A 24540-nucleotide genomic window follows, 5' to 3' on the forward strand; every position below is an offset into this window, starting at 1 on the left:
GCCGTGAACGGGCCCCGCCAACGCCGTTCGACGAGGTGTCGGGGGGTCCGAGCAGACTGGTCGCGGGGCGATGGAACGTGCCCGGCGGGCGAGCGGAGGTAGGAATTTGTCGATCGCGCACATCGGGATCGCCGAGCCCGTCGACGAGTCCGAGGCCCGCCGCGGCGAGCGCATCCCGCCGCACGACCTCCTCGCGGAGCAGAGCGCACTCGGGGGCATGATGCTCTCGAAGGACGCCGTCGCCGACGTCATCGAGACGCTCCGCGGCATCGACTTCTACGTGCCGAAGCACGAGGTCGTCTTCAACGCCATCCTCTCGCTGTACTCGCACGGCGAGCCGACCGACGTCATCGCGGTCACCGACGAGCTCACGAAGACCGGCGAACTGCAGCGCGCCGGCGGCGTCGAGTACCTCCACACGCTGACGAGCCTCGTGCCGACGGCGGCGAACGCCGGCTACTACGCCTCGATCGTCGCCGAACGGGCGCTGCTGCGTCGCCTCGTCGAGGCGGGCACGCGCATCGTGCAGATGGGCTACGCGGGCGAGGGTGAGGTCGTCGAGCTCGTCAACAACGCCCAGGCCGAGATCTACTCGGTGACCGGCTCGGTCGAGAGCGAGGACTACGTCCCGCTGACCGATGCCATCGGCACCGCGATCGACGAGATCGAGGCCGCGAAGCACACCGACGGCAAGATGACGGGCGTGCCGACCGGCTTCGCCGATCTCGACGACCTCACCAACGGCTTCCACCCCGGGCAGATGATCATCGTCGCCGCGCGGCCCGCCATGGGAAAGTCGACGCTCGCGCTCGACTTCGCGCGGTCGGCGGCGATCACGCACGACCTGCCGACGATCTTCTTCTCGCTCGAGATGGGGCGCAGCGAGATCGCGATGCGACTGCTCTCGGCCGAGGCATCCGTGCCCCTGCAGAACATGCGCAAGGGCACCGTCGACACCCGCGACTGGACCACGATCGCCTCGACGCGCGGCCGGATCAACGACGCACCGCTCTACATCGACGACTCCCCCAACATGACGCTCGTCGAGATCCGGGCGAAGTGCCGGCGGCTCAAGCAGCGCGTGGGCCTGAAGATGGTGGTCATCGACTACCTCCAGCTCATGACGAGCGGCAAGCGCGTCGAGAGCCGCCAACAGGAGGTGTCGGAGTTCTCGCGTGCGCTGAAGCTCCTCGCGAAGGAGCTCCAGGTGCCGGTGCTCGCGCTGTCGCAGCTGAACCGCGGTCCCGAGCAGCGCGCCGACAAGATGCCCGCCCTCTCCGACCTGCGCGAGTCGGGCTCGATCGAGCAGGACGCCGACATGGTGATCCTGCTCCACCGCGAATCGGCCTACGAGCGCGACAGCCCGCGCGCGGGCGAGGCCGACCTCATCGTCGCCAAGCACCGCAACGGCCCGACCCGCACCGTGACCGTGGCGTTCCACGGCCACTTCTCGCGGTTCGCCGACATGGTGCAGGTGTAACCGAGCTGCCCCCACTGCGCGCGGCCCGTCCCCGACGGGCCGCGCGCTCGCGTGCGAGTGCTGCATCGGGCCGCTCGTCCTCCGACCGCGCTCCGGCCGGGCACGACGGAGCGGTGAGGCAGGAGCAGCAATCGAGCGCGTGCGCGTTGCCGCCCGCCCGCGATCGCAGTAGCGTGCCCGCGTGCGGGAGCCTCAGCTTCGACCTCGATCGCGGTGCGCGACGCGATGACTGCCGACGCGGCGCTGTTCGTGGCGATCGCCGAGATCGCCGGGGTCTTCGTGGGCTTCGCGGCGCTCATCAGCGTGACCGGGCGCGACGAGATCGCACCGGCCCAGCTCGCGCAGGTCCGCGCGGTCGTGACGATCGGCCTCGTCGTGATCGTCGCCGCCCTCGTCCCGGTCGCGCTCGATGCGTACCGCCTCGACCCGGCGGTGCTCTGGCGCGTGAGCAGTGCGCTGTTCCTCGTGCTGGTCTGGGTCGTCATCGTGCTCTCGTTGCGGAGGCCAGAGAACCGGAGTTCGGCGCGCACCCAGGCCCGGCAGAGCCCGGGCCTCGCCGTCGTGTTCTGGGGCGTCCTCGAGGTCGCGATCCAGGTGCCGCTCCTGCTCGCCGTCCTCGGCGTGTGGCCCGACCTGGCGCAGGCGTTCTACACGACCGCGCTCGTGGTGCACCTGTTCGAGGCGGCCTTCGTGCTCGGGCAGTTCGTGTACGCCCGGATGGCCGGTCGGTCGGGCGAGGGGACCACGGACGGCGAGCCCGCCGCCGAGCCGGCCGAGCCGGCCGAGCCCGCCGGGCCCGCCGCCGGGCAGGCCGAGCCGGACGCGCACTGACCGGACGCGCCCTGACCGGGCGCGCCGCACCGGCCGCGCCCGGGGTCGATCTCCGCGTCAGCGGACGCCGCGGAACCTCGCGGCGCCGACGATCAGCGCCAGCGCGCCGCCGATCGCCGAGACGAGCGGTACCGCGGCCACCGCGAGCGCGATCGTGTTCGGCCGGAACCGGAGGCCGTCCGGGCCGTTGATGTACGCCCCGATCGGCACGGAGAAGCCGCCGCCCCCTCCGCCGCTGCCCTCGCCGTGGCCGGCGAGCGCCTTGCCGCCCTCCGGCATGTCGCCGGAGCCCTCGCCGGCGCCGAAGCCGAAGACGACGAAGGCGACGGGAACGGCCTCCTGCCCGTCGACCGTGGTCTTCTCGCCGTAGGCCACGCGTGCGCCCCACGAGGGGACCGATTCCGCCAGGTTCTCGATGAGCTTGCCCATGTGATCCGACCGTACGCGCGTTCGCCCGCTGCGGCCAGATGCGCGCGGTGAACGGTCGATTGACGGCGCGTGCGGTCATTGGGATGCTGGGCAGCGACCCGTGACGAGATGCAGCCGGAAGGCGGTCGACATGGTCCTGTCCACGCGGGCGACCGAGGCGAGGGATTCGGTCGCGATGGTGACGTCGTTCTTCGCGAGCATCCAGGGGGCGGATGACCCGGATGCGCTCGACTTCACGTTCGGCAATCCGCACGAGATGCCGCTGTACGGGCTGACCGAAGCCATGCGGACGCAGCTCGAGCCGAGGTCGGTCGACTGGTTCGCGTACAAGACCAGTGAGGCCGCAGCGCAGGAGGCAGTGGCATCCGGACTTCGACGCGAACTCGGCCTCGACTTCGAGCCGGCCGACATCGCGATGACGCAGGGCGCATTCGGTGCGATCTCACTCGCGCTCGCGCTGCTGACGGATGCCGGCGACGAGGTCGTCATCCCCGTGCCGGGGTGGTTCTGCTACGCCCCGATGCTTCATGCGAGGAACCTGGTGCCGGTTGGCGCCCCGCTCGCGCCCGCCGACTTCAGCCTCGACGTCGACGAGATCGCCCGGGCGATCACGCCGCGGACGCGCCTCGTGATCGTGAACTCACCGGCCAACCCGACCGGGCGCGTCTACCCGAAGGAGACGTGGGACGCGCTCGCGGAAGCGCTCGACGAGGCATCCCGCCGCCACGGCCGCCGCATCTGGCTGCTGTCGGACGAGCCGTACCGACGCATCCGCTTCGACGGGATCGGCTTCGCGAGCCCGGCGGGCTCGTACCCGTGGACGCTCATCGACTACAGCTACGGCAAGGTGCTGCTGGCCCCGGGCCAGCGCCTCGGCTATCTCGCCATCTCGCCGCTGCTCGAGCCCGCCGAGCGAAGCGCGCTGCGCGAGGCGTGCATGCCCTTGCAGCTCGCGATCGGGTGGGGCTTCCCGGACGCCCTGATGCAGTACTCGGTGCCCGCACTCGAGTCCGTGTCGATCGACCTGGCCGAGCTGACGCGGAAGCGCGACCGCATGTTCGGAGCGCTGCACGCGGCCGGGTACACGCTGACGAAGCCCGAGGGCACGTTCTACCTCTGGGGCCGGGCGCCGGGCGGGGACGCCGTCGCGTTCTGCGGGGCTCTTGCCGAGCAGGGCGTGTTCCTGATGCCGGGCACGCTGTTCGACCAGCCGGCGCACTTCCGGATCTCGCTCACCGCGACCATGGACACGATCGACCGGGCGCTGCCGGTGATCGAGGAGGCGGCTGACGGGGCCTGAGGCCGATCACGACCCGGTGTCGCCGTGCGCACCGAGCAGGTCGCGCACCACGGCCCGACCGACGCGGTCGCCCGAGACGAGTGCGCCTTGGATCGACGCCGTGTCGCGGTGATCGCCCCCGACGTAGCGGCCGTCGCCGAGCCGCGCCGGACGACGAGTGCTGAGCGGCGGGAGTTGCGCCGGGAGCGCGTCGTGCAGGTCGTCGCGTCGGAGCAGCGTCCAGCGCGAGGCATCCGTCGCCCAGATCTCGCCGAGCTGGCGGCGCACGTCGGTCTCCGCGGGGGCCGCGGCGGGGTCGCTGCGCGCGGCGGCGGGCAGGAGGTTCGTCGCCGCGACCAGGTGCATGCCCGGCGGCGCCGAGTCGGGCACCGTGTGCGAGAGCACCACCGCGTTCACGACCGGGCCGGCACGGCGGCCGTCGACCGCGAGCATCGCGGACGTCGTCGGCGCCTCGGCGGTCGCGAACCACCACGTCTGCAGGCCGCGGGTCGGCGGCGCGGGCACGTCGGCGAGACGGGTCACGGCCTCGGGTCCGACGGCGACGACCACGGCGGATGCCTCGACGACGCCGCCGCTCGCGAACTCGACCCTGATGCGCCGCCCGCGCCCCGTCGCCGCGCCGCCGCTCCGCACCCGGACCACCTCCGCGCCCGTGCGCACCCGCGCGCCCGCGGCGCGCGCGACGTCGGCGAGCTGCGCCGGGAGCGCACCGATGCCCGCGGCGGGCAGGCCCGGGCGCCCGAGCGCGAACATGCGCACGAGCAGGCGCGCGAACGCATCGGAGGTCTCGCCGCGATCGTCGGCGAGGACGCCGGCGAGGAAGGGCTCGAGCACCTCCGTGCGAAGCGGGCCGCGAAGCCCGACACGGTCCCACGCCTCGGCGAGCGTGCGGTCGGGTCCCGCGATGACCGAGCGCGGTCTCGCGATCGCCGGCGCGAGCCACCGCGTCAGGGCGGCGAGGTCGCGCGGTGCCGCGAGCCCGCTCCGAAGCGTGGCCGGCAGGAGGCCCGGATGCCGCAACGGGTGCGCGAGCACCGCGACATCCGCCCGCCCGTCGCGGCGCACCTCGACGCCGACCGGGAACCTCCGCAGGTCGAGGGCCTCGATGTCGACCCAGCGGTGGACCGCGGGATACGCCGGGTTCAGCACCTGGAAGCCGCGGTCGAGCCGGAACCCGTCGACCTCGTCGGTCCGCTGGCGACCGCCGACCGCGTCGGCGGCCTCCAGCACGGTCACTCCCAGGCCGGATGACGCGACCCGGGCCGCGCAGCGCAGGCCGGCGAGGCCGGCGCCCACGATCACGACGTCCGTCTCGTCCGATGCCTCCACCGCCGTGCCGCCCCTCGGTCCGCCGTGCTCAGCCGAGCAGCTCGCGTGAGACCTCGCCGATCGCGCGGTCCAGGATCTCGACACCCAGGTCGATCTCCTCCTCGCTCGAGGTGAGCGGCGGCGCGATGCGGAAGGTGCCGCCCATGCCGCGCAGCTGCACGACGTTCATGTGCAGGCCGAGTTCGAGGCAGCGGCGCGTGACCCCGGCGCCGAGCTCGTCGGACCCCTCCTTGCTCTCGCGGTCGAGCACGAGCTCGACGCCCTGGAGGAGCCCACGCCCGCGCACGTCGCCGACGACCGCGTGCCGGTCCTGCAGGTCGAGGAGCCCGGTCCGCAGGCGATCGCCGAGCACGCGGGCGCGTTCGTCCATCCGGTCGCGCTCGAGCACGTCGAGCACGGTGTTGCCCACGGCGGCGACGAGCGGGTCGGACACGTGGGTCGTGAAGAACAGGAAGCCCCGCTCGGCAGCCTCCTCCTCGATCTCGGCGCTCGTGACGACGGCCGCGAGCGGGAGGCCGGCGCCGAGCGTCTTCGAGAGCGTGAGGATGTCGGGCACGACGCCGTCGCGCTCGAACGCGTACCAGGTCCCGGTGCGGCACATTCCCGTCTGCGCCTCGTCGAGGATCAGGAGCATCCCCCGCTCGCGGCACTTCTGCTGCAGCGCGGCGAGGTACCCCGGCGGCGGCTCGATGATGCCGCCGGAGCTCAGGATGGGCTCGACGATGCACGCCGCGAGGCTGCCGACGGACTGCGCGTCGACGAGTGCGAACGCATGGTCGAGCTGCTTCTTCCAGTCGAACGCGCCGTCGGGCGTCGTGAAGTCGGGCCGGTACGCGTTCGGCGTGGGGATGGCGAAGTTGCCGGGCGCCGTCGGTCCGTAGCCCTTCCGGCCCGAGCTGTACGTCGCGCCGGCCGCGGCCGCGGTCATGCCGTGCCACGAGCCGGCGAACGACACGATCTCGTGCCCGCCGGTGACGAGCTTCGCCATCCGGATCGCCGCCTCGTTCGACTCGGCGCCGGTCGTGAGCAGCAGCACCTTCTCGAGCGGGTCGGGCAGCGAGTCGGCGAGGCGCCGCGCGAGGTCGACGACCGGGCGGGAGAGCATGCCGCTGAACAGGTGGTCGAGCGCGGCGACCTGCCGCTGCACGGTCGCCACGATCTCGGGATGCGAGTGGCCGAGGATCGAGCTCATCTGGCCCGACGTGAAGTCGAGCAGGCGCCGCCCGCCCTCGGTCTCGACCCAGCTGCCCTCGGCGCGCACGATGACCTCCGGCGTGAAGCGGGCGCCGTAGCGGACGAGGTGCCGGTCGACGTCGGACCAGAAGGCGTCGTCGGCGGCGTCGGAGCGCGGACGGGAGGATTCGGCGAGCGACATGAACGCGACGCTAACGCACCGGCCCCGTGGCATCCAGAGCCCGTTCCAGATGGCGCGCTTGTGTCCCGCCGGATCCCGGCCTACCATGTCCCCGCGCGATAATAGAAAGTCCCATTCGATTATCGAACGCAACGACTTGCACCACGACGACGTGAGGAGCACCACGTGCAGTTCCACCACCACGGATACGTGTCCGGCGATCCCCGGGTCAAGCCCGCCGCCGGCGTCGGCATCGATCGCCCCGAGGAACTGCCCGACGAGGTCGACGTGCTCGTCGTCGGCTCGGGTCCGGCCGGCATGCTGCTCGGCGCGCAGCTCTCGCAGTACCCCGAGGTCGTCACCCGCGTCATCGAACGTCGTGACGGGCGACTCGTGCTCGGCCAGGCCGACGGCATCCAGCCGCGCAGCGTCGAGACGTTCCAGGCGTTCGGGTTCGCGGAGCGCATCATCGCCGAGGCCTACAACATCGGATACATGAACTTCTGGGGCCCCGACCCGGCCGACCCGACGAAGATCATCCGGACCTCCCGCACCGAGGACTACGGGTACAAGATCAGCGAGTTCCCGCACCTCATCGTCAACCAGGCGCGCGTGCTCGACTACTTCGCCGAAGCCGCCGCGAACGGGCCGGGGCGGATCGTGCCCGATTACGGCGTCGAGTTCACCGGACTCACCGTGCACGACGAGGGCTCCGAATCCGCGGGCGAGTACCCCGTCGAGGTGCGCGTGCGCCGCACCGCCGGGGAGCGCGCGGGCGAGGAGCGCACCGTGCGCGCCAAGTACGTCGTGGGCAGCGACGGCGCCCGCAGCGGAGTCCGCGAGGCGATCGGTCGCAAGCACGTCGGCGGCATCTCCGCGCACGCGTGGGGCGTCATGGACGTGGTCGTCAACACCGACTTCCCCGACTGGCGCACGAAGTGCGCGATCAACTCCGCCGCGGGCAACATCCTGCACATCCCCCGCGAGGGCGGATACCTCTGCCGCATGTACATCGACCTCGGCGAGGTGGCCGACGACACCCACGAGGTGCGCAAGACGCCGATCGAGACGATCATCGCCAAGGCGAACGACATCCTGAACCCGTACACGCTCGACGTGCGCGACGTCGCATGGTTCAGCGTCTACGAGGTCGGGCATCGGGTCACCGACCACTTCGACGACCGCGAAGAGGGGGCGGATGCCGCTCCGCGCGTGTTCCTCACCGGAGACGCGTGCCACACGCACAGCGCGAAGGCCGGGCAGGGCATGAACGTCTCGATGCAGGACGGGTTCAACCTCGGGTGGAAGCTCGGCTCGGTCGTCACCGGCCGGGCACCCGCCGCCCTGCTCGCGACCTACTCGTCCGAACGGCAGCCGGTCGCGCAGCAGCTGATCGACTTCGACCGCGAATGGTCCTCGCTCATGGCGCGCAAGCCGGAGGAGATCTCGGACCCGCAGGAACTGGCGAAGCACTACCTCGGCACCGCCGAGTTCCCGTCGGGGTTCATGACGCACTACGGCCCGTCGATGATCACCGGCGACGCGGAGCACCAGTCGCTCGCCACCGGATTCCCGATCGGCATGCGCTTCAAGTCGTCGCCGGTCTCGCTCGTGTGCGACGGGAACGTCGTGCACCTGGGTCACCACGCGAGGGCCGACGGACGGTGGCGGGTCTACGCGTTCGCCGACGCGCCCGCCGCCGGCGAGGCATCCGCCCTGGAGGACTGGGCCGAGTGGATGTCGTCGCCCGACGCCCCGCTGGCGCGGTACACGCCGGCCGGGGTCGACGTCGACGCCGTGTTCGACGTCAAGGTGGTCTACCAGCAGCCGCACGAGGGCGTCGACATCATGGCCGCGCCGGACGTGTTCCGCCCGAGGACCGGGCCGCTCGCGCTCATGGACTGGGAGAAGGTGTTCGCGGCCGGGCCGAGCGCCTGGTGCCCGACCGACATCTTCGACGAGCGGGGCATCTCACGCGACGGCGCCGTCGTCGTGGTGCGTCCCGACCAGTACGTCGCCTGCATCCTGCCGCTCACGGCGACCGACGAGCTCGCGGCGTTCTTCGCGCAGCACCTGCTGCCGCAGCGGGCGGCGACGGATGCCTCGGCCGGCGCGGCCGTCGAGGGCGACCTCGTCAGCAGCTGACGGCCGGCGCCGCTCGCGGTGCGCTCAGGCCCCGTAGCTGCGGGACACCGCGCGCGCCGCGGCGGTGAGCCGCGCCGCGATCTCGGCCTCGGGTCGCGGCATCGAGACGTGGATCACCGCGATCGCGGCCGGCGGCTGACCGGGCAGCGTGAGCGGCACGGCGACCGACCGGAGCGAGGGCACGACCTCGTCGTGGCTCAGCGCGTAGCCGCGGGCGCGGCTCTCGGCGACCTCGGCGCGCAGCGCGTCGGGCACCTCGACCGGCCAGGAGCTCTCCGGCATGGCGAGCAGGATCGCCTTGCCGGGGCCGCCGCGCGTGATCGGATGCCGGTGACCGGGGCGGTACGAGACGACGGTCATCGTCTGCCTCGGCGCGGCGCTGAGCAGGGTGACCGCCTCCTCGTTGTCGGCGAGCACCGCGATGAGGCAGGTCATGCCGAGCTCGTTCGCGACCTCGGTGAGCTCGGGCAGCGCGACCTGCTGCAGGTCGCGGGCGACGCCCGCGGCGAGGGCGGCGAGTCCGGTGCCGAGCGCGAGGCGGCCCGCTGCGTCGCGGGTGACGAGCGTGTGCTCCTCGAGCGTGCGGACGAGCCGGTAGGCGACCGAGCGATGCACGCCGAGCGCCGCGGCGACCTCGTCGATCGTGAGGTTGCGGTCGGCGTCGGCGAGCACCTCGAGCACGCGGATGCCTCGGCTGAGCGTCTGCGATCCGGCCGGTGCGGCCGGCTTCGCTGCGTCCACGTCGATCCTCCGACCTTCGATGGCCCGAGCGGATGCCGCGGGCACTCGGTCGATAGTAGAACGCGTCGCACGGAATCCGAACGGCCATCGGCCTCCCGCGAGTAGGCTGGCCCGCGTGAGCGGGTTCTCACGCGAGGAGGCGGCCGAGCGCGCCGGGGTCGACGTGCCCTACGTCGACCGTCTGGTGCGACTCGGCATCGTCGTGCCCGAGCGTGATCGCTTCTCGGCCGGCGACGTGCGCCGCATGCTCATGGCGCGTTCCCTCGAGGACGCCGCGATCCCACTCGAGCGTCTCGCGGTGGCGATCGAGCACGGCGCGGTCTCGCTCGGGTTCTTCGACGCCGCGGCGTACGAGCGGTTCGCCCCGCTCTCCGGCGAGTCGTTCCAGCAGGTCAGCGAGCGCACCGGGGTGCCGCTCGACCTCCTCACGACGATCCGGGAGTCGATCGGATCGCCGCTGCCGTCGCCCGACGACCTCATGCGAGAGGACGAGATGGCCGTCGTGCCGTTCCTCGAGCTGCAGATCGCCGAGGGCTTCCGGCCGACGGCCATCGAGCGCCTCCTGCGGGTCCAGGGCGAGAGCACGCGCCGGATGGCGGATGCCGAGGGTGCGTGGTGGAACTCCGAGGTGGTCGAGCCGGCGATCGCCGCCGGGAGGTCGGCCGACGAGATCGCGAACCCGGAGTTCGCCGATCGGAGTGCGCCGCTCGCGGAGCGGGCGATGCTCGGGCTCTACCACGCGCAGCAGGCGCGCGCGTGGACCTCGAACATCATCGAGGGCTTCGAGGTGCTCCTCTCGAGAGCCGGCATCCACAGCCACCTCGAGCGCCCGCCCGCGATCTGCTTCTTCGACATCACGGGCTACACCCGGCTCACCCAGGAGCGCGGCGACGAGGCCGCCGCCGACCTGGCCTCCACCCTCGCGCGTCTCGTGCAGCGCGGGTCGGTCCGCCACGGCGGCAAGCCGATCAAGTGGCTCGGCGACGGCGTGATGTTCCACTTCCGCGATCCCGGACCCGCCGTCCGGGCCGGGCTCGAGATGGTCGACGAGCTGACGACCGCCGGCCTGCCGCCGGCCCACGTCGGCCTGCACACCGGACCGGTCCTGTTCCAGCAGGGCGACTACTTCGGCCAGACCGTCAACCTCGCGTCGCGCATCGCGGACTACGCGAGACCCGGCGAGGTGCTCGTGACGGAGGCGGTCGCCGCGGCCGGTGACGAGGAGGGCATCGTCTTCCGCGACGTCGGCCCGGCGGAGCTCAAGGGCGTGTCCGAGTCGATGCACCTCTTCCGGGCCGAGTTCGCCTGAGGTCGCTCACCCGTACGCCGCGAGCGGCGTGCGCGACCCTGCTTTCCGATTCGCGAAAGAATGCCCGGTCTTTCCATGTCACGGGCCGTGAAACATGGAGTCACCGGCATCCGTGGACCTAAAGTGATCGCGTGCAGCACCGTCGCCGCTCCGGCCCCCACCGGACGACGGGCTCGCACGGACCCGTCCACGAGGTGCCGCATCGCATCGACTGACGGTCGAGCGATGAGAGGGAGTACGCATGACGCGCATCGGCGTCGTCACCGAGCAGGGCTCGGAGACCCGGGTCGCCGCCACGCCGGCGACCGTGAAGCAGTTGATCGGCCTCGGCTACGAGGTCGTCGTCGAGGCCGGCGCGGGCGCGCGCTCGTCGTTCCCCGACGAGGCCTACGACATCGCCGGAGCGGGGATCGTGACCCGCGAAGCCGCGTTCGCGAGCGAGATCGTCCTCAAGGTGAACCCGCCCGCGCCAGACGAGATCGCAGCGCTGTCGCCCGGGACCACGCTCATCGGGCTCCTCAGCCCCGCGCTCCGCCCCGACCTGATCGAGGCGCTCGCCGCCCGCGGCGTCACGGCTCTCGCGCTCGACGCGGTGCCGCGCATCTCGCGCGCGCAGTCGATGGACGTGCTGAGCTCGATGGCGAACATCGCCGGCTACCGGGCCGTCGTCGAGGCCGCGCACGAGTTCGGCCGCTTCTTCACCGGCCAGGTCACCGCGGCGGGCAAGGTGCCGCCCGCGAAGGTGCTCGTGGCCGGTGCGGGCGTCGCCGGGCTCGCGGCGATCGGCGCGGCATCCAGCCTCGGCGCCATCGTGCGCGCGACCGACCCGCGCCCCGAGGTCGCCGACCAGGTCAAGTCCATCGGCGGCGAGTACCTGAAGGTCGAGGTCGCCGTCGAGCAGTCGACCGACGGGTACGCGAAGGCGACGAGCGAGGCGTACGACAAGCGCGCTGCCGAGATCTACTCGGAGCAGGCGCGCGAGGTCGACATCATCGTCACGACCGCGCTCATCCCGGGTCGCCCGGCGCCACGGCTGATCACGGCGGCGGACGTCGCGAGCATGAAGCCGGGCAGCGTGATCGTCGACATGGCCGCGGGCCAGGGCGGCAACGTCGAGGGCTCGGTCGCGGGCGAGCGCACGGTCACGCCGAACGGCGTCATCATCCTGGGCTACACCGACCTCGCCTCGCGCCTGCCCGCGCAGGCGTCGCAGCTCTACGGCACGAACCTCGTGAACCTCGTGAAGCTCCTGACGCCCGGCAAGGACGGGGAGCTCGTCATCGACTTCGACGACGTCGTGCAGCGCGCGGTGACCGTCGTGCGCGACGGCGAGACGACGTGGCCGCCGCCGCCCGTGCAGGTCTCGGCGGCCCCGGCGCCGGCCGTTCCGGGCGGGGCGGATGCCGCGGCATCCGCCGCAGGCCCGAAGCCCAAGCGCCAGCTCTCCCCCGCCCGCCGCGCGGCCCTCATCGGCCTCGGGATCGCCGGGCTGTTCCTGCTCAACGCCTTCGCGCCCCAGCCGCTCCCGCAGCACATCACGGTCTTCGTGCTCGCGGTCGTCGCGGGCTTCTACGTGATCAGCAAGGTCGCCCACGCGTTGCACACCCCGCTCATGAGCGTCACCAACGCGATCTCGGGCATCATCATCGTCGGCGCGATCGTGCAGGTCACGAGCGAGGTCCTCGCGGTGCAGGTCCTCGCGTCGGTCGCCATCCTGATCGCCAGCATCAACGTCTTCGGCGGGTTCGCGGTGACCCGGCGAATGCTCTCCATGTTCGCCAAGGGCGACCGGGCGAGCAGCTGACCGCGGAACCGAAGACGTCATCGAGGAGCCCCCTGTTGCCTGAGACCCTGACCCCCGAATCGATCGCCGGCGCCGCGTACATCGTCGCGGCCCTGTTGTTCATCCTCAGCCTCGCCGGGCTGAGCCGCCACGAGACCGCACGAGCCGGTGTCGGCTACGGCATCGCCGGCATGACCATCGCCCTGGTCGCCACCGTATGGGTGACGTTCCAGGGCGCATGGGACGAGCCCGGCACGCTGCTCGGCCTCGGCCTGCTCGTCGTCACCGTGCTGATCGGCGGCTCGATCGGCCTGTGGCGGGCCCGCATCGTCGAGATGACGGGCATGCCCGAGCTGATCGCGCTGCTGCACAGCTTCGTCGGCCTCGCGGCCGTGATCGTCGGCTGGAACGGCCACCTCGACCCGCCCGCGCTGGAGGGGTCGCTCGCCGACATCCACCACGCCGAGGTCTTCATCGGCATCTTCATCGGCGGCGTGACCTTCACGGGCTCGATCGTGGCGTTCCTGAAGCTCTCGGCGCGGATGAAGTCGGCCCCGCTCGTGCTCCCGGGCAAGAACGTGCTCAACCTGGGCGCCCTCGTCGTGTTCGTGGGCCTCACCGTCTGGTACGTCATGGACTCGCAGCTCTGGCTGCTGGTCCTGGTGACGGCGCTCGCGTTCGCGCTCGGCTGGCACCTCGTCGCCTCCATCGGCGGCGGCGACATGCCCGTCGTCATCTCGATGCTGAACAGCTACTCGGGCTGGGCGGCGGCCGCGGCGGGCTTCCTGCTGAACAACGACCTGCTCATCGTGACCGGCGCACTCGTCGGCTCCTCGGGTGCGTACCTCTCATACATCATGTGCAAGGCCATGAACCGTTCGTTCATCTCGGTCATCGCGGGCGGGTTCGGCATCGAGGCGCCCGCGAAGGGCGATACCGACCTCGGCGAGTACAGCGAGATCCAGGCGCCGGATGCCGCGGAGCTGCTGAAGGGCGCGAGCAGCGTGATCATCACGCCCGGCTACGGCATGGCCGTCGCGCAGGCCCAGTACCCGGTCGCCGAGCTGACCGCGAAGCTGCGCGAGCGCGGCATCGACGTGCGGTTCGGCATCCACCCCGTCGCCGGCCGGCTGCCCGGGCACATGAACGTGCTGCTCGCCGAGGCGAAGGTGCCCTACGACATCGTCGAGGAGATGGACGAGATCAACGACGACCTGGCGGCCACCTCGGTCGTGCTCGTCATCGGCGCGAACGACACCGTGAACCCCGCCGCGGCCGAGGATCCGGGCAGCCCGATCGCAGGCATGCCGGTGCTGCGGGTCTGGGAGGCCGACAACGTCATCGTGTTCAAGCGCTCGATGTCGACCGGCTACGCCGGCGTGCAGAATCCGCTGTTCTTCCGCGACAACGCGCAGATGCTCTTCGGCGACGCCAAGGAGCGTGTGGAGGACATCCTGAAGTCGCTCTGACACCGTTCTCGTCTGCCCGTCACGCACTCGGCGGTGACGGTGGGGTGGCGCAGCGCCCAGCATCCTCTCGACGACGGCGCGCGTAGGATTGAATGGTTCCCCAGTCGAAAGAGGTCGCCGTGGCCGATGCCCGCGATGACGCGCCCGAGCGCGCAGGCGCCTGGCTGCTCCCGGTGACCCGCGGAGCGCTCGCGATCCTCCCGTCGGTGGTGATCACGTTCTCGCAGGACCACTCGGCGGTGCTCGGCCTCACGGTGTTCGGCTGGTGGGCACTCGTGGCGGGCGTCGCCGTCGGCGCGCTGTCGGCGCGTCTCGTGGCCGACCGTGCGGCGCGCTGGACCTTCGTCGCGAACGGCGTGATCACGGCCGCTGCGGGCCTCGTCGCCCTCCAGCTCGCGGGAACCCCCTCGGCCGGTGTCGGCGTCTTCACCTTCACGGTGGCGGTCTGGGCGGCCGTGACCGGGATCCTCGAGCTCTTCGTCGGGATCCGCGCGCGCGGGCGCATCGCCGCGGCGCGCGACTGGCTGGCGGTCGGCGGGCTCACCGCCGTGCTGGCCCTCGCATTCGTCCTCCTCCCGCTCGATCCCGTCACGGCGGTCGGCCTCTTCGGCGCCTACCTCGTCGTGGCCGGCGTGCTGCTCGTGATCGGCGGGTTGTCGTTGAAGTGGGCCGCGGCCGAGCGAACGGGCTCCGGCGACGCGGCATCCGGATCGGAGCGATCGTGACCAACACCCCCGACGGTGGGTACCGTCCGAGCCGGCGCGACGTGCTGCGCCCCGTCGAGTACGTCGGCGGCGCCGCGATCGCGGCGGTCTTCACGGCGTTCATCGTGCTGTTCGGCACGCGCGACTGGACCATCACGCTCATCACCCTCGGCGGCGTCTTCATCATCGTGCTGATGGTGCTCGCGCTGCTCTCCATGGCCGTGAAGCCGAACACGGGCGAGCACGGCGACGGCACGGGCGGCGACCCCGAGCGGCGGCCCGGGGGCGACTCGGCGCACTGAGCGCCATGCGTCGGTCGGTGATCGAGTAGCACCGGCGCGAAGCGACGGCGCGTATCGAGATCTCGTGAGGGGTCTCGGTACGCTCGCTTCGCGTGCTACTCGACCACCGGTGATGGGCTGCGCTCGCTACTCGACCACCGGTGGGGCGCGGCGCGGGGCTACGCGCCCAGGCGGTCGACCAGCTCGTCGGCGATGCCCGTGTAGGTCGCGGGCGTCAGCGCGAGCAGGCGCTGCTTGGCGTCGTCGGAGATGTCGAGGCCGCCGACGAACTCGGCGAGCTCGGTCGCGCCGACGCGCTTGCCGCGCGTGAGCTCCTTGAGGAGTGCGTAGGGGTCCTCGATCGACGACCGGCCCGCGGCCACCTCGGCGCGGATCACGGTCTGGATGGCCTCGCCGAGCACCTCCCAGTTGCCGTCGAGGTCCTCGAGCAGCAGCGCACGGTCGAGGTCGATCTCGCCGAGGCCGCGCAGGATGTTGTCGAGCGCGAGCACCGAGTGCCCGAAGCCGACGCCGATGTTGCGCTGCGAGCTCGAGTCGGTGAGGTCGCGCTGCAGGCGGCTCGTCACGAGGGTCGCCGCGAGCGAGTCGAGGATCGCCGACGAGAGCTCGAGGTTCGCCTCGGCGTTCTCGAACCGGATCGGGTTGACCTTGTGCGGCATGGTCGAGGAGCCGGTCGCGCCGGCGGCGGGGATCTGGCGGAAGTACCCGAGCGAGATGTAGGTCCAGATGTCGGTCGCGAGGTTGTGCAGCACGCGGTTCGCGTGCGAGATGCGGCCGTAGAGCTCGGCCTGCCAGTCGTGCGACTCGATCTGGGTCGTGAGCGGGTTCCAGGTGAGGCCGAGCGACTCGACGAACTCCTGCGAGACCGTGGGCCAGTCGACGGATGGCGCCGCCACGACGTGCGCCGAGAACGTGCCCGTCGCACCGGAGAACTTGCCGAGGTACTCGGTCGCCTCGACCTGGCGGAGGATGCGCTCGAGGCGGTACGCGACGACGGCGAGCTCCTTGCCCATGGTCGTCGGCGTCGCCGGCTGCCCGTGCGTGCGCGAGAGCATCGCGGCGTCGCGGTGCTCCTCGGCGAGGCCGATCAGCTTGGCGATGACGGCACGGTACTTCGGCAGCCACACTTGGGCGACGGCGTCGCGCACCGTGAGCGCGTAGGAGAGGTTGTTGATGTCCTCGCTCGTGCACGCGAAGTGCGTCAGCTCGGCCAGGTTCGAGAGCCCGAGCTCGTCGAGCTTGCCGCGGACGAAGTACTCGACCGCCTTCACGTCGTGGCGCGTCGTCGCCTCGACGCGGGCGAGCTCGTCGATGTCGGCCTGGCCGAAGTCGGCGACGACGGCGCGGAGCGCCTGCTTCGCGTCATCCGCCAGCGGGCTCGTACCGAAGAAGCCGCGATCGGTCTGCGCGATGAGCCACTCGATCTCGACGTGCACGCGGGCCCGGTTCAGGCCGGCCTCCGAAAGGTGCTCGCCGAGTTCGCCGACGGCGGCGCGGTAGCGCCCGTCGAGCGGGCTGAGCGGCTGGGGAGGCAGCGAAGTCATCGGTTTCCTTGTCTGAGAGCCGGCGCGAGTTGCCGGAAGAGCGCCTGAGTCGACCGCTCTATCATCCCAAGAACCCGGTCGAAGGTCGCATCGTCGCTGTAGTAGGGGTCGGGGACGTCCTGGAGCGACGCGAGCTCGTGGTCGAACTCGAGGAGCAGGCGCACCTTGTGCGCATCGACCGGAGTGCGCGCCCAGTTCCGCAGCACGCGCGACTGGCCGCGGTCGAACGCGACCACGAGGTCGAGTCTCGGGAAGTCCTCCGGATCGAACTGGCGAGCCCGGTGACGGCTGCCGTCGTACCCGGCGCGCTCGAGCGCTTCGAGCGTCCGGTGGTCGGCCTGCTCCCCCACGTGCCAGTCGCCGGTCGCCGCGGATTCGATCTCGAGCCGGTCGGAGATCCCCGCGCGTTCGGCGAGGGCGCGCAGCACGACCTCCGCCATCGGAGACCGGCAGATGTTGCCGGTGCAGACGAACGAGACTCGGAAGCGCTGCGCGGATTCCCCGGCGGGCTCCGCAGGCGTCATGGAACCCTATTCTGGACCGAATCCGGGTGCGGGAACAGAGCGGGATCGGGTGCGGGTATCGCCTCGACTCGGCGACGGCGGATCGAGCGGCGGGCTCGGCGCGTGTCGTCCTCACCAGGCCGGCCGGTCGGAACGGGTTCACCGGACACGTCGCTCGGGCGCCGCGGTCGTCCGGGGGCCGGCAGGCTCGTCGCGTGATCCGGTCCGCTTCCGTCTCGCCCGCCGTCGCAGCGCTCCGCCTCGGGGCGGTCGAGCAGGCGCTGCTCGCCCTCCGGCGGCTGCGCGTCGAGGTCGAGCAGGTGCGCCCGGGGCTCGTGCTCGACCGCATCGACGGCTGGCACGCCGACGCCGCCGACCTCTACGCGGAGCGTGCCAGGGAGTTGCGCTTCGCGCTCGCGGGAGCGGAGCAGGCACTGCTCGATGCGGAGGCGCGGCTCGAGGTCGAGCACGAGCGCGCGCGAGCCGCACACGCCGCCGCACTTGCGGTCGCGACACCGGATCGACCGGTCACCGGATCGGGCGGCCGCTGGTGAGCGGCCTCGAGGTCCGGAGCGGCGGGCCGCACTCGGTCGAGACGGAGGCGCTCATCGGCGAAGCGGTCCGACTCGCCGCGGTCGCCCACATCGTGGCCGGATGGGCGGCACGGGCAGCGGCGCTCCGGGCCGAGGCCGACCGCCTGGCGACGGACCCCGGGTCCGCGTCCGCCGCCGACGGGGCGCCGGCCGCCGGGATCGACCTCGACACCGCCCATGCCGGTCTCGCCTCGGCCGAGCGTGCGGCGTCCGACCTCTCGACCGCGCTCGGGCTGGGTGCGACCCGGTACGTGATGGCCGAGGGCCTCGTCGCCGGGCTCGTGGAGGCGGGACGGCGGGTGGGCGCCGGGGTGGCCGGCCTGGCCGCGTCGGGCCTGCTGCTGCCGGCCGCGTCCGCGGCCGCGCTCGCGCTCGGCCCCATCGCGCTGGGCGGCACGCTGGCCCTCGCCGTGGACCCGGACCGCCATGCCGAGGCCGTCGGGGCGGTGCTCGCCCGGCACGGCCTGCCGATCCTGTCCGACCCCGCGTTCGTCGAGCTCGTCCGGGTGGCGGCCGACCAGGCCGACGAGCTGCTCGCCGGCCTGTTCCGCGCACCGGGCCTGTTCGCGATCGGACCCGCGCTCGACGCTCCGGAGAATGCCGGCCTGGTGCTCGCGGCCGCCGGAGTCGTCGGGCTCGTCACGGGCTCGCGGGGCCTTCGCGAGACCGCGATCTCCGCTCCGATCCGCACGTCCGCGCCGGACCTCGCCGGCCAGGGCGGGCGTGGCGCCGACGGCGCCGCTCCGGTGCGCGGCATCGCCGATCTCGCCGAGCGCATCCCGCCGTCCGACGCGCGGGGGCCGCAGGTCCGGATCGAGCGCTACGACACGGACCGCGGCGCACACTGGATCGTCTACTCGGCCGGCACCGCCGACTTCGGGATGGAGCCCGCCCGCGAGCCGTACGACATGACGGCCAACCTGCACGGCGTCGCCGGGGCATCCGTGCTGCATGACCTCATCGGCCTGCCCTCGGAGGCGGCCGCGTCTGAGCGCGCGCTGCGCGCGGCGATGGCCGAGGCCGGGGTGGAACCGGGTGATCCCGTGATCGTGGTCGGCCACTCGGCCGGCGGCATGGTCGCGGCGAACGTGGCCGCCGATCCCGACCTCGACGTGGTCGCCGCCGTCAGCCTCGGCGGACCCGTCGCGCAGGTGCCGACCGGCGACACTCCGCTGCTCTCGGTCGCGCACGGCGAGGACCTCGTGCCCGCCACGGCGGGTTCCGGCGTCGCGGCCGGCGGGCGCATCGAGGTGGGCCGGAGCCTCGGCGCCCTCGATCCCGGGACGGGCGGCGCGGTGCCCGCGCACTCGATCGACCGCTACCGCGAGACCGCGCGCCTGATCGATCGCGACGACGATCCGCGGCTCGCGGAGTTCCGCGACCTCGTCACGGGGTTCACCGACGGCGCGGCGCCCGCCGAGGTGTCGTACTGGCGGGTCGAGCGCGCCGCCGACGGCCGGGGCCGGTGACGGGCTCGGCCGGGTCGCGCCGACGCGCTCAGTCGGAAGGCCGGACGACCAGCCCGATGAGCCAGCTGATGAGGCCGAGCACGAGCGCGCCGAGGACGCCCCACCAGAAGCCGTCGACCTCGAGGCCGAAGCCCATCAGCCCGCTGATCCAGTCGACGAGGAGCAGGAGCAGTCCGTTGACGATGAACGAGATGAGCCCGAGCGTCAGCACGTACAGCGGGAAGCCGACGATGCGGATGAACGTCCCGATCGTCGCGTTCACGACGCCGAAGATCGCGGCGACGAGCAGGTACGTGAGCACCGTCGCGATGTCGGTGTCCTCGTAGGGCACCACGCTGACGCCGGCGACGAGGAGGGTGGTGAGCCAGAGGGCGAACGCGACGACGATGACCTTCAGGAGGAAGCGCATGCCCCCAACTATGGCAGCGGGGGGCGTGCGAGCGAAGGGGTACGGTGGATGCCGTGACCGCATCGGAGCCCACGCCCCCGCAGGTGCGCCTGCGCCCGGAGATCGCCGCGCTTCCCCCGTACCGCCAGGGCCGGCCGGCCCCGGCGGACGGCTTCAAGCTGTCGAGCAACGAGAACCCCTGGCCGCCCGTCGCCGCCGTCGAGGCGGCCATCGCGGCCGCCGCCTCGGAGGTCCACCGGTATCCGGATGCCACCGCGCTGACGCTCCGCGAACGGCTGGCCGAGCGCTACGGCGTGGCCGTCGACGAGGTGCTCGTCGGGGCCGGATCGGTGTCGCTCCTCGCCCAGTTCGTGCTCGCCGCGGCCGGCCCGGGTGACGAGGTCGTCTACTCGTGGCGCTCCTTCGAGGCCTACCCCGGGCTCGTCACCGTCGCGGGGGCGACGAGCGTCCAGGTCCCGAACCGGCCCGACCACGGGCACGACCTCGACGCCATGGCGGCCGCCGTCACCGACCGCACGCGCGTGCTGATCGTGTGCTCCCCCAACAACCCCACCGGGGTTCCCGTCACCGCCGAGGAGTTCGAGCGCTTCATGGCGCGCGTGCCGTCCGACCGGCTCGTGCTGCTCGACGAGGCGTACGCCGAGTTCGTCCGGGACGAGGCATCCGTCGACGGCATCTCGCTCATCGGGCGCCACCCGAACCTCGTCGTGCTCCGGACCTTCTCCAAGGCCTACGGCCTCGCCGGCGTCCGGATCGGCTACGCGATCGGCCCGGTGCCGATCCTCGACGCCGCGCGCGCGACCGCGATCCCCCTCGGCGTGACCGGGGTCGCCACGGCCGGCGCCCTCGCCGCGCTCGAGCCGGCCAACGAGGCCGAGCTGCTCGCGCGCGTCGACGCGCTCGCCGAGCGCCGCGAGGCCCTGCGCGACGCGCTCATCGCGCAGGGCTGGGAGATCCCGGCGGCGCAGGGGAACTTCGTGTGGCTGCCGACCGGCGACCGCACGGTCGAGGTCGCCGAGGCGCTCTTCGACGGCGGGATCGTCGCGCGCGCGTTCCCCGGCGACGGCATCCGGGTCTCCGTCGGGGAGCACGAGTCTGTGGACGTACTCCTAAGGCTTCTCGGGGAGCTTGTCTGACCTCCACAAGAATGGGCCCACACCGAGCGGGTACCGTGGAACGGTGGCAGCCCCCTCACGCGACTTCACCGCTCCGACGGTCCAGTTCCTGACGCCCGAGGGCGAACTGCGTCCGACGCCCGAGGCGGAGGGCTACCTCCCCCTCGTCGAGGCGTTGCCGGATGCCGCGCTCGAGCAGTTCTACCGCGACATGGTCGTCTCGCGGCGGGTCGACGTGACCGGCGCGAACCTCCAGCGACAGGGCCAGCTCGCGCTCTGGGTGCCGAGCCACGGCCAGGAGGCCGCGCAGGTCGGGTCCGCCCGCGCCGCGCGCCCGCAGGACCACGTCTTCCCGTCGTACCGCGAGCACGTCGTCGGCATGATCCGCGGGCTCGACCCGGTCGCCATCCTGAAGCTGCTCCGCGGCGCGACCCTCGGCGGCTGGGATCCCGCGGAGAACGGCAATTTCCACCTCTACACGCTCGTGCTCGCCTCGCAGACGCTGCACGCGACCGGCTACGCCATGGGCCTGCAGTTCGACGGCGCGACCGCGACGGGCGATCCCGAGGCGGATGCCGCGGTGCTCGTGTACTACGGAGACGGCTCGACGTCGCAGGGCGACGCGAACGAGGCGCTCGTGTTCGCCTCGAGCTACAACACGCCGCAGGTCTTCTTCGTGCAGAACAACCAGTGGGCGATCTCGGTGCCGGTCTCGCGCCAGTCGCGCAGCCCGCTGTCGCTGCGCGGCGGCGGCTTCGGCATGCCGGGCATCCGGATCGACGGCAACGACGTGCTCGCGAGCTACGCGGTGACGCGGCAGGCGCTCGAGGAGGCCCGAGCCGGCGAGGGCCCCTCGTTCATCGAGGCCGTGACCTACCGCATGGGCGCGCACACGACGGCCGACGACCCGACGAAGTACCGCACCGACGACGAGGTCGCGTACTGGACCGCACGCGACCCGATCACGCGCTTCCGCGCGTGGCTCGAGGGGCGCGGGGCGTCCGCCGGGTTCTTCGCCGGCGTCGACGAGGAGGCGGCGGACATCGCGGCCGACGTCAGGACGCGCGCGCTCGAGATCACCGCTCCCCCGCGCAGCGACATCTTCGCCCACGTCTACAGCGAGCCGCACCCGCTGGTGGAGGCGCAGGCCGCCTGGCTCGAGGAGTATGAGAACTCGTTCGAAGGAGGCCGGGCATGACGGTCGAGACGGTCGCCGGCGCGCCGGCCGAGGCGGACGAGCTCCGCGGCGTGCACACGCTCTCGATGGCCAAGGCCATCAACGCGGGCCTCGCCGAGGCGATGCGCAACGACCCCAAGGTCCTCCTGATGGGCGAGGACATCGGCGCGCTCGGCGGCGTGTTCCGCGTCACCGAGGGCCTGCTCGCCGAGTTCGGCGACCGCCGCGTGCTCGACAGCCCGCTCGCCGAGTCGGGCATCGTCGGCACCGCGATCGGCATGGCGATGCGCGGGTACCGTCCCGTGCTCGAGATCCAGTTCGACGGCTTCATCTTCCCGGCGTTCGACCAGATCACCACGCAGCTCGCGCGCATGAACCTCCGCCACGACGGCGGAATGCCGATGCCCGTGGTCATCCGGGTGCCCTACGGCGGCCACATCGGCTCGATCGAGCACCACCAGGAGAGCCCCGAGGCGTACTTCGCGCACACCCCCGGCCTCCGCGTGGTCAGCCCGTCGTCGCCGCACGACGCGTACTGGATGATCCAGGAGGCGATCGCCTCGAACGACCCGGTGCTGTTCTTCGAGCCGAAGAGCCGCTACTGGCCGAAGGGGCCGGTCGACCACGACCACGCCGGCCTGCCGCTGCACGCGAGCCGGGTCGTCCGCCGCGGCGACGACGTGACCGTCGTCGGGCACGGCGCGATGATCGCGACACTCCTGCAGGCCGCCGACATCGCCGCCGAGGAGGGCCGGAGCCTCGAGGTCGTCGACCTGCGCTCCCTCTCCCCCATCGACTTCGGCCCGATCGTCGACTCGGTGCAGCGCACCGGTCGGCTGGTCGTCGCGCAGGAGGCCTACGGCTTCGTGAGCGTCGGCTCCGAGATCGCCGCGACGGTCGCCGAGCGCGCGTTCTACTCGCTCGAGGCGCCGGTGCTGCGGGTCTCGAGCTTCGACACGCCGTTCCCGCCCGCCGCGCTCGAGTCCGAGTACCTGCCGAGCGCCGACCGGGTGCTCGAGGCGGTCGACCGGTCGCTGGCGTACTGACCCGCGGGTCGCGCTCATCGCGCGGCGCACTCGCACCCGAATCCAACCGACGAACCTGAGGAGCACGATGAGCGAGATCCGATTCCCGCTTCCCGACGTGGGCGAGGGCCTCACCGAGGCCGAGATCGTGCAGTGGCGCGTGGCGCCCGGCGACCGCATCTCGCTCGACCAGGTGTTCGTCGAGATCGAGACGGCGAAGTCGCTGGTCGAACTGCCGAGCGCGTTCGAGGGCACCGTCAGCGAGTTGCTCGTCGAGGAGGGCCGGACGGTCGACGTGGGCACGCCGATCCTGGTCGTCCAGACGGATGCCGCGGCCGGCATGTCTTCGCCGGATGGCGCGCCCGCTCCGGCCGAGGCGCCGGTCGCAGCTGCGGCCGCACCCGCGTCGACGACCGCGCCCGCACCGGGCGACGAGGGCGGCGCCGTGCTCGTCGGCCACGGCAGCAGCGGCCCGAGCCGGAGCCGTCGCCGTCGCCACCCCGCTCCCGGCGGCGCGCACGAGCACCTCGCTCCCCCGCCCCCGCCCCCGACGCCCGCCGTCTCGGCGGCATCCCCGGGCCCGGCGGCGCCCGCACCCGCCCCCGCCCAGGCCGAGCCGGCCAAACCGGCCGATCGGCACGACGACGGGGTCCCCGTGATCGCGAAGCCCCCGATCCGCAAGCTCGCGAAGGACCTCGGCGTCGACCTGTCGCGCGTCGCGCCGACCGGCCCGATCGGCGACATCACCCGCGACGACGTGATCCGCGAGGCCAGCCAGGCCAGCGTCTTCCGCAACATCCAGACGCCCGAGGCGCCCTCCGACCGCGAGACGCGCATCCCGGTCAAGGGAGTGCGCAAGGCGATCGCGACCGCGATGGTGCAGAGTGCATACTCGGCGCCGCATGTGTCGGTGTTCGTCGACGTCGACGCCACGCGCACCATGGAGTACCTCAAGCGACTCAAGGCGTCGCCCGACTACGCGGGCATCAAGATCTCGCCGCTGCTCATCATGGCGAAGGCCATGCTGTGGGCCGTGCGCCGCAACCCGACGGTGAACGCGCAGTGGACCGATGACGAGATCATCGTGAAGCACTACGTGAACCTCGGCATCGCGGCGGCGACGCCGCGCGGGCTCATCGTGCCGAACGTCAAGGACGCGCAGGACATGTCGATGGTCGAACTCGCGACGGCGCTCGAGCAACTGACGCTGACCGCCCGGGAGGGCAAGACGCAACCCGCCGAGATGCAGGGCGGCACCATCACGATCACGAACATCGGCGTGTTCGGCATGGACACCGGAACCCCGATCCTCAACCCCGGCGAGGTGGGCATCGTCGCCCTGGGCACGATCAAGCAGAAGCCGTGGGTCGTCGACGGCGAGGTGCGCCCGCGGTTCGTCACGACGATCGGCGGCTCGTTCGATCACCGCGTCGTCGACGGTGACGTCGTGTCGCGGTTCGTCGCCGACGTGGCCTCGATCATCGAGGAGCCGGCGCTCCTGCTCGAGTAGCGGCTGCCGCGGCGGCGGC

The 24540-nt window shown here is 72.2% G+C and carries 22 protein-coding genes; 15 read left to right on the top strand and 7 right to left on the bottom strand.

Features of this window, described 5'->3' with window-relative positions; all coding sequences use genetic code 11:
* Nucleotides 1-106: 106 nt before the first annotated feature.
* Nucleotides 107-1480 carry a replicative DNA helicase gene (gene dnaB, locus GLX25_RS02105; RefSeq protein ID WP_155840502.1) on the top strand — a complete coding sequence of 458 codons (1374 nt, stop codon included), beginning with the start codon at nt 107-109 and terminating at the stop codon, nt 1478-1480.
* Nucleotides 1481-1705: 225 nt separating this feature from the next.
* On the top strand, nt 1706-2311 hold the full coding sequence (locus GLX25_RS02110) for a hypothetical protein (RefSeq protein WP_155840503.1): 606 nt from the start codon (nt 1706-1708) through the stop codon (nt 2309-2311).
* 57 nt (nt 2312-2368) lie between these two features.
* On the opposite strand, the gene GLX25_RS02115 is transcribed toward GLX25_RS02110, so the two are convergent.
* A complete protein-coding gene (locus GLX25_RS02115) occupies nt 2369-2740 on the bottom strand; it encodes a hypothetical protein (protein WP_155840504.1) in 372 nt (123 codons plus the stop codon).
* 130 nt (nt 2741-2870) lie between these two features.
* Between GLX25_RS02115 and GLX25_RS02120 the strand changes: the two genes are divergently transcribed.
* On the top strand, nt 2871-4040 hold the full coding sequence (locus GLX25_RS02120; RefSeq protein WP_155840505.1) for an aminotransferase class I/II-fold pyridoxal phosphate-dependent enzyme: 1170 nt from the start codon (nt 2871-2873) through the stop codon (nt 4038-4040).
* Between the two features lie 6 nt (nt 4041-4046).
* On the opposite strand, the gene GLX25_RS02125 is transcribed toward GLX25_RS02120, so the two are convergent.
* On the bottom strand, nt 4047-5369 hold the full coding sequence (locus GLX25_RS02125) for an FAD-dependent oxidoreductase (RefSeq protein WP_166548346.1): 1323 nt from the start codon (nt 5367-5369) through the stop codon (nt 4047-4049).
* A 28-nt stretch (nt 5370-5397) separates the two neighbouring features.
* Nucleotides 5398-6744 (bottom strand): aspartate aminotransferase family protein, encoded by a 1347-nt coding sequence (locus GLX25_RS02130; RefSeq protein WP_155840506.1) that lies wholly within the window; start codon nt 6742-6744, stop codon nt 5398-5400.
* 165 nt (nt 6745-6909) lie between these two features.
* Here GLX25_RS02130 and GLX25_RS02135 point away from each other — a divergent pair, with 165 nt between their 5' ends.
* Nucleotides 6910-8868, top strand: a complete 1959-nt coding sequence (locus GLX25_RS02135; protein WP_166548347.1) for an FAD-dependent monooxygenase — start codon at nt 6910-6912, stop codon at nt 8866-8868.
* Nucleotides 8869-8892: 24 nt separating this feature from the next.
* Here the strand turns inward: GLX25_RS02135 and GLX25_RS02140 are convergent, their stop codons facing one another.
* Entirely contained in the window at nt 8893-9609 is a 717-nt protein-coding gene (locus tag GLX25_RS02140) for an IclR family transcriptional regulator (protein ID WP_271192339.1), read from the bottom strand.
* Between the two features lie 115 nt (nt 9610-9724).
* On the opposite strand from GLX25_RS02140, the gene GLX25_RS19270 reads away from it, so the two are divergent.
* The 5 genes from GLX25_RS19270 to GLX25_RS02165 all read left to right on the top strand — a co-directional run bounded on the left by GLX25_RS19270 (nt 9725) and on the right by GLX25_RS02165 (nt 15176).
* Nucleotides 9725-10918: an adenylate/guanylate cyclase domain-containing protein gene (locus GLX25_RS19270; RefSeq protein ID WP_166548348.1), complete on the top strand. Its 1194-nt coding sequence runs from the start codon at nt 9725-9727 to the stop codon at nt 10916-10918.
* A 241-nt stretch (nt 10919-11159) separates the two neighbouring features.
* The gene (locus tag GLX25_RS02150; protein WP_155840508.1) at nt 11160-12722 is read left to right on the top strand and encodes a Re/Si-specific NAD(P)(+) transhydrogenase subunit alpha; all 1563 of its coding nucleotides are present in this window, start codon (nt 11160-11162) and stop codon (nt 12720-12722) included.
* Between the two features lie 35 nt (nt 12723-12757).
* Nucleotides 12758-14170 carry a Re/Si-specific NAD(P)(+) transhydrogenase subunit beta gene (pntB, locus tag GLX25_RS02155; protein WP_240898054.1) on the top strand — a complete coding sequence of 471 codons (1413 nt, stop codon included), beginning with the start codon at nt 12758-12760 and terminating at the stop codon, nt 14168-14170.
* A 119-nt stretch (nt 14171-14289) separates the two neighbouring features.
* Nucleotides 14290-14895, top strand: a complete 606-nt coding sequence (locus GLX25_RS02160; RefSeq protein ID WP_166548349.1) for a DUF308 domain-containing protein — start codon at nt 14290-14292, stop codon at nt 14893-14895.
* Nucleotides 14892-15176: a hypothetical protein gene (locus GLX25_RS02165; protein ID WP_155840509.1), complete on the top strand. Its 285-nt coding sequence runs from the start codon at nt 14892-14894 to the stop codon at nt 15174-15176. The genes GLX25_RS02160 and GLX25_RS02165 overlap by 4 nt, the downstream gene beginning before the upstream one ends.
* A gap of 158 nt (nt 15177-15334) precedes the next feature.
* Here GLX25_RS02165 and purB read toward each other — a convergent pair whose 3' ends face one another.
* The gene (gene purB / locus GLX25_RS02170; protein WP_155840510.1) at nt 15335-16720 is read right to left on the bottom strand and encodes an adenylosuccinate lyase; all 1386 of its coding nucleotides are present in this window, start codon (nt 16718-16720) and stop codon (nt 15335-15337) included.
* Nucleotides 16717-17244: a low molecular weight protein-tyrosine-phosphatase gene (locus tag GLX25_RS02175; RefSeq protein WP_155840511.1), complete on the bottom strand. Its 528-nt coding sequence runs from the start codon at nt 17242-17244 to the stop codon at nt 16717-16719. Before GLX25_RS02175 ends, purB begins: the two co-directional genes overlap by 4 nt.
* A 194-nt stretch (nt 17245-17438) precedes the next feature.
* Between GLX25_RS02175 and GLX25_RS02180 the strand changes: the two genes are divergently transcribed.
* Entirely contained in the window at nt 17439-17777 is a 339-nt protein-coding gene (locus tag GLX25_RS02180; RefSeq protein WP_155840512.1) for a hypothetical protein, read from the top strand.
* The gene (locus GLX25_RS02185; RefSeq protein WP_155840513.1) at nt 17774-19285 is read left to right on the top strand and encodes a hypothetical protein; all 1512 of its coding nucleotides are present in this window, start codon (nt 17774-17776) and stop codon (nt 19283-19285) included. The genes GLX25_RS02180 and GLX25_RS02185 overlap by 4 nt, the downstream gene beginning before the upstream one ends.
* A gap of 28 nt (nt 19286-19313) precedes the next feature.
* Here GLX25_RS02185 and GLX25_RS02190 read toward each other — a convergent pair whose 3' ends face one another.
* Nucleotides 19314-19694: a phage holin family protein gene (locus tag GLX25_RS02190; protein WP_155840514.1), complete on the bottom strand. Its 381-nt coding sequence runs from the start codon at nt 19692-19694 to the stop codon at nt 19314-19316.
* Nucleotides 19695-19747: 53 nt separating this feature from the next.
* Between GLX25_RS02190 and GLX25_RS02195 the strand changes: the two genes are divergently transcribed.
* The 4 genes from GLX25_RS02195 to GLX25_RS02210 all read left to right on the top strand — a co-directional run bounded on the left by GLX25_RS02195 (nt 19748) and on the right by GLX25_RS02210 (nt 24521).
* Nucleotides 19748-20830 carry a histidinol-phosphate transaminase gene (locus GLX25_RS02195; RefSeq protein WP_271192340.1) on the top strand — a complete coding sequence of 361 codons (1083 nt, stop codon included), beginning with the start codon at nt 19748-19750 and terminating at the stop codon, nt 20828-20830.
* A gap of 43 nt (nt 20831-20873) precedes the next feature.
* Nucleotides 20874-22007, top strand: a complete 1134-nt coding sequence (locus tag GLX25_RS02200) for a thiamine pyrophosphate-dependent dehydrogenase E1 component subunit alpha (protein WP_166548350.1) — start codon at nt 20874-20876, stop codon at nt 22005-22007.
* Nucleotides 22008-22072: 65 nt separating this feature from the next.
* Nucleotides 22073-23032 carry an alpha-ketoacid dehydrogenase subunit beta gene (locus GLX25_RS02205; RefSeq protein ID WP_420837635.1) on the top strand — a complete coding sequence of 320 codons (960 nt, stop codon included), beginning with the start codon at nt 22073-22075 and terminating at the stop codon, nt 23030-23032.
* Nucleotides 23033-23099: 67 nt separating this feature from the next.
* Nucleotides 23100-24521: a dihydrolipoamide acetyltransferase family protein gene (locus tag GLX25_RS02210; RefSeq protein ID WP_155840517.1), complete on the top strand. Its 1422-nt coding sequence runs from the start codon at nt 23100-23102 to the stop codon at nt 24519-24521.
* Nucleotides 24522-24540 lie beyond the last annotated feature (19 nt).

It is taken from the genome of Agromyces luteolus (assembly GCF_009729855.1).
GTDB classification, from domain to species: Bacteria; Actinomycetota; Actinomycetes; order Actinomycetales; family Microbacteriaceae; genus Agromyces; species Agromyces luteolus.

Coding starts and splice junctions, on each gene's coding strand:
- GLX25_RS02110 (WP_155840503.1), top strand. CDS start 1,706: ATGACTGCCGACGCGGCGCTGTTCGTGGCGATCGCCGAGATCGCCGGG.
- GLX25_RS02115 (WP_155840504.1), bottom strand. CDS start 2,740: ATGGGCAAGCTCATCGAGAACCTGGCGGAATCGGTCCCCTCGTGGGGC.
- GLX25_RS02120 (WP_155840505.1), top strand. CDS start 2,871: ATGGTCCTGTCCACGCGGGCGACCGAGGCGAGGGATTCGGTCGCGATG.
- GLX25_RS02130 (WP_155840506.1), bottom strand. CDS start 6,744: ATGTCGCTCGCCGAATCCTCCCGTCCGCGCTCCGACGCCGCCGACGAC.
- GLX25_RS02150 (WP_155840508.1), top strand. CDS start 11,160: ATGACGCGCATCGGCGTCGTCACCGAGCAGGGCTCGGAGACCCGGGTC.
- purB (WP_155840510.1), bottom strand. CDS start 16,720: ATGACTTCGCTGCCTCCCCAGCCGCTCAGCCCGCTCGACGGGCGCTAC.
- GLX25_RS02175 (WP_155840511.1), bottom strand. CDS start 17,244: ATGACGCCTGCGGAGCCCGCCGGGGAATCCGCGCAGCGCTTCCGAGTC.
- GLX25_RS02190 (WP_155840514.1), bottom strand. CDS start 19,694: ATGCGCTTCCTCCTGAAGGTCATCGTCGTCGCGTTCGCCCTCTGGCTC.
- GLX25_RS02205 (WP_420837635.1), top strand. CDS start 22,073: ATGGCCAAGGCCATCAACGCGGGCCTCGCCGAGGCGATGCGCAACGAC.
- GLX25_RS02210 (WP_155840517.1), top strand. CDS start 23,100: ATGAGCGAGATCCGATTCCCGCTTCCCGACGTGGGCGAGGGCCTCACC.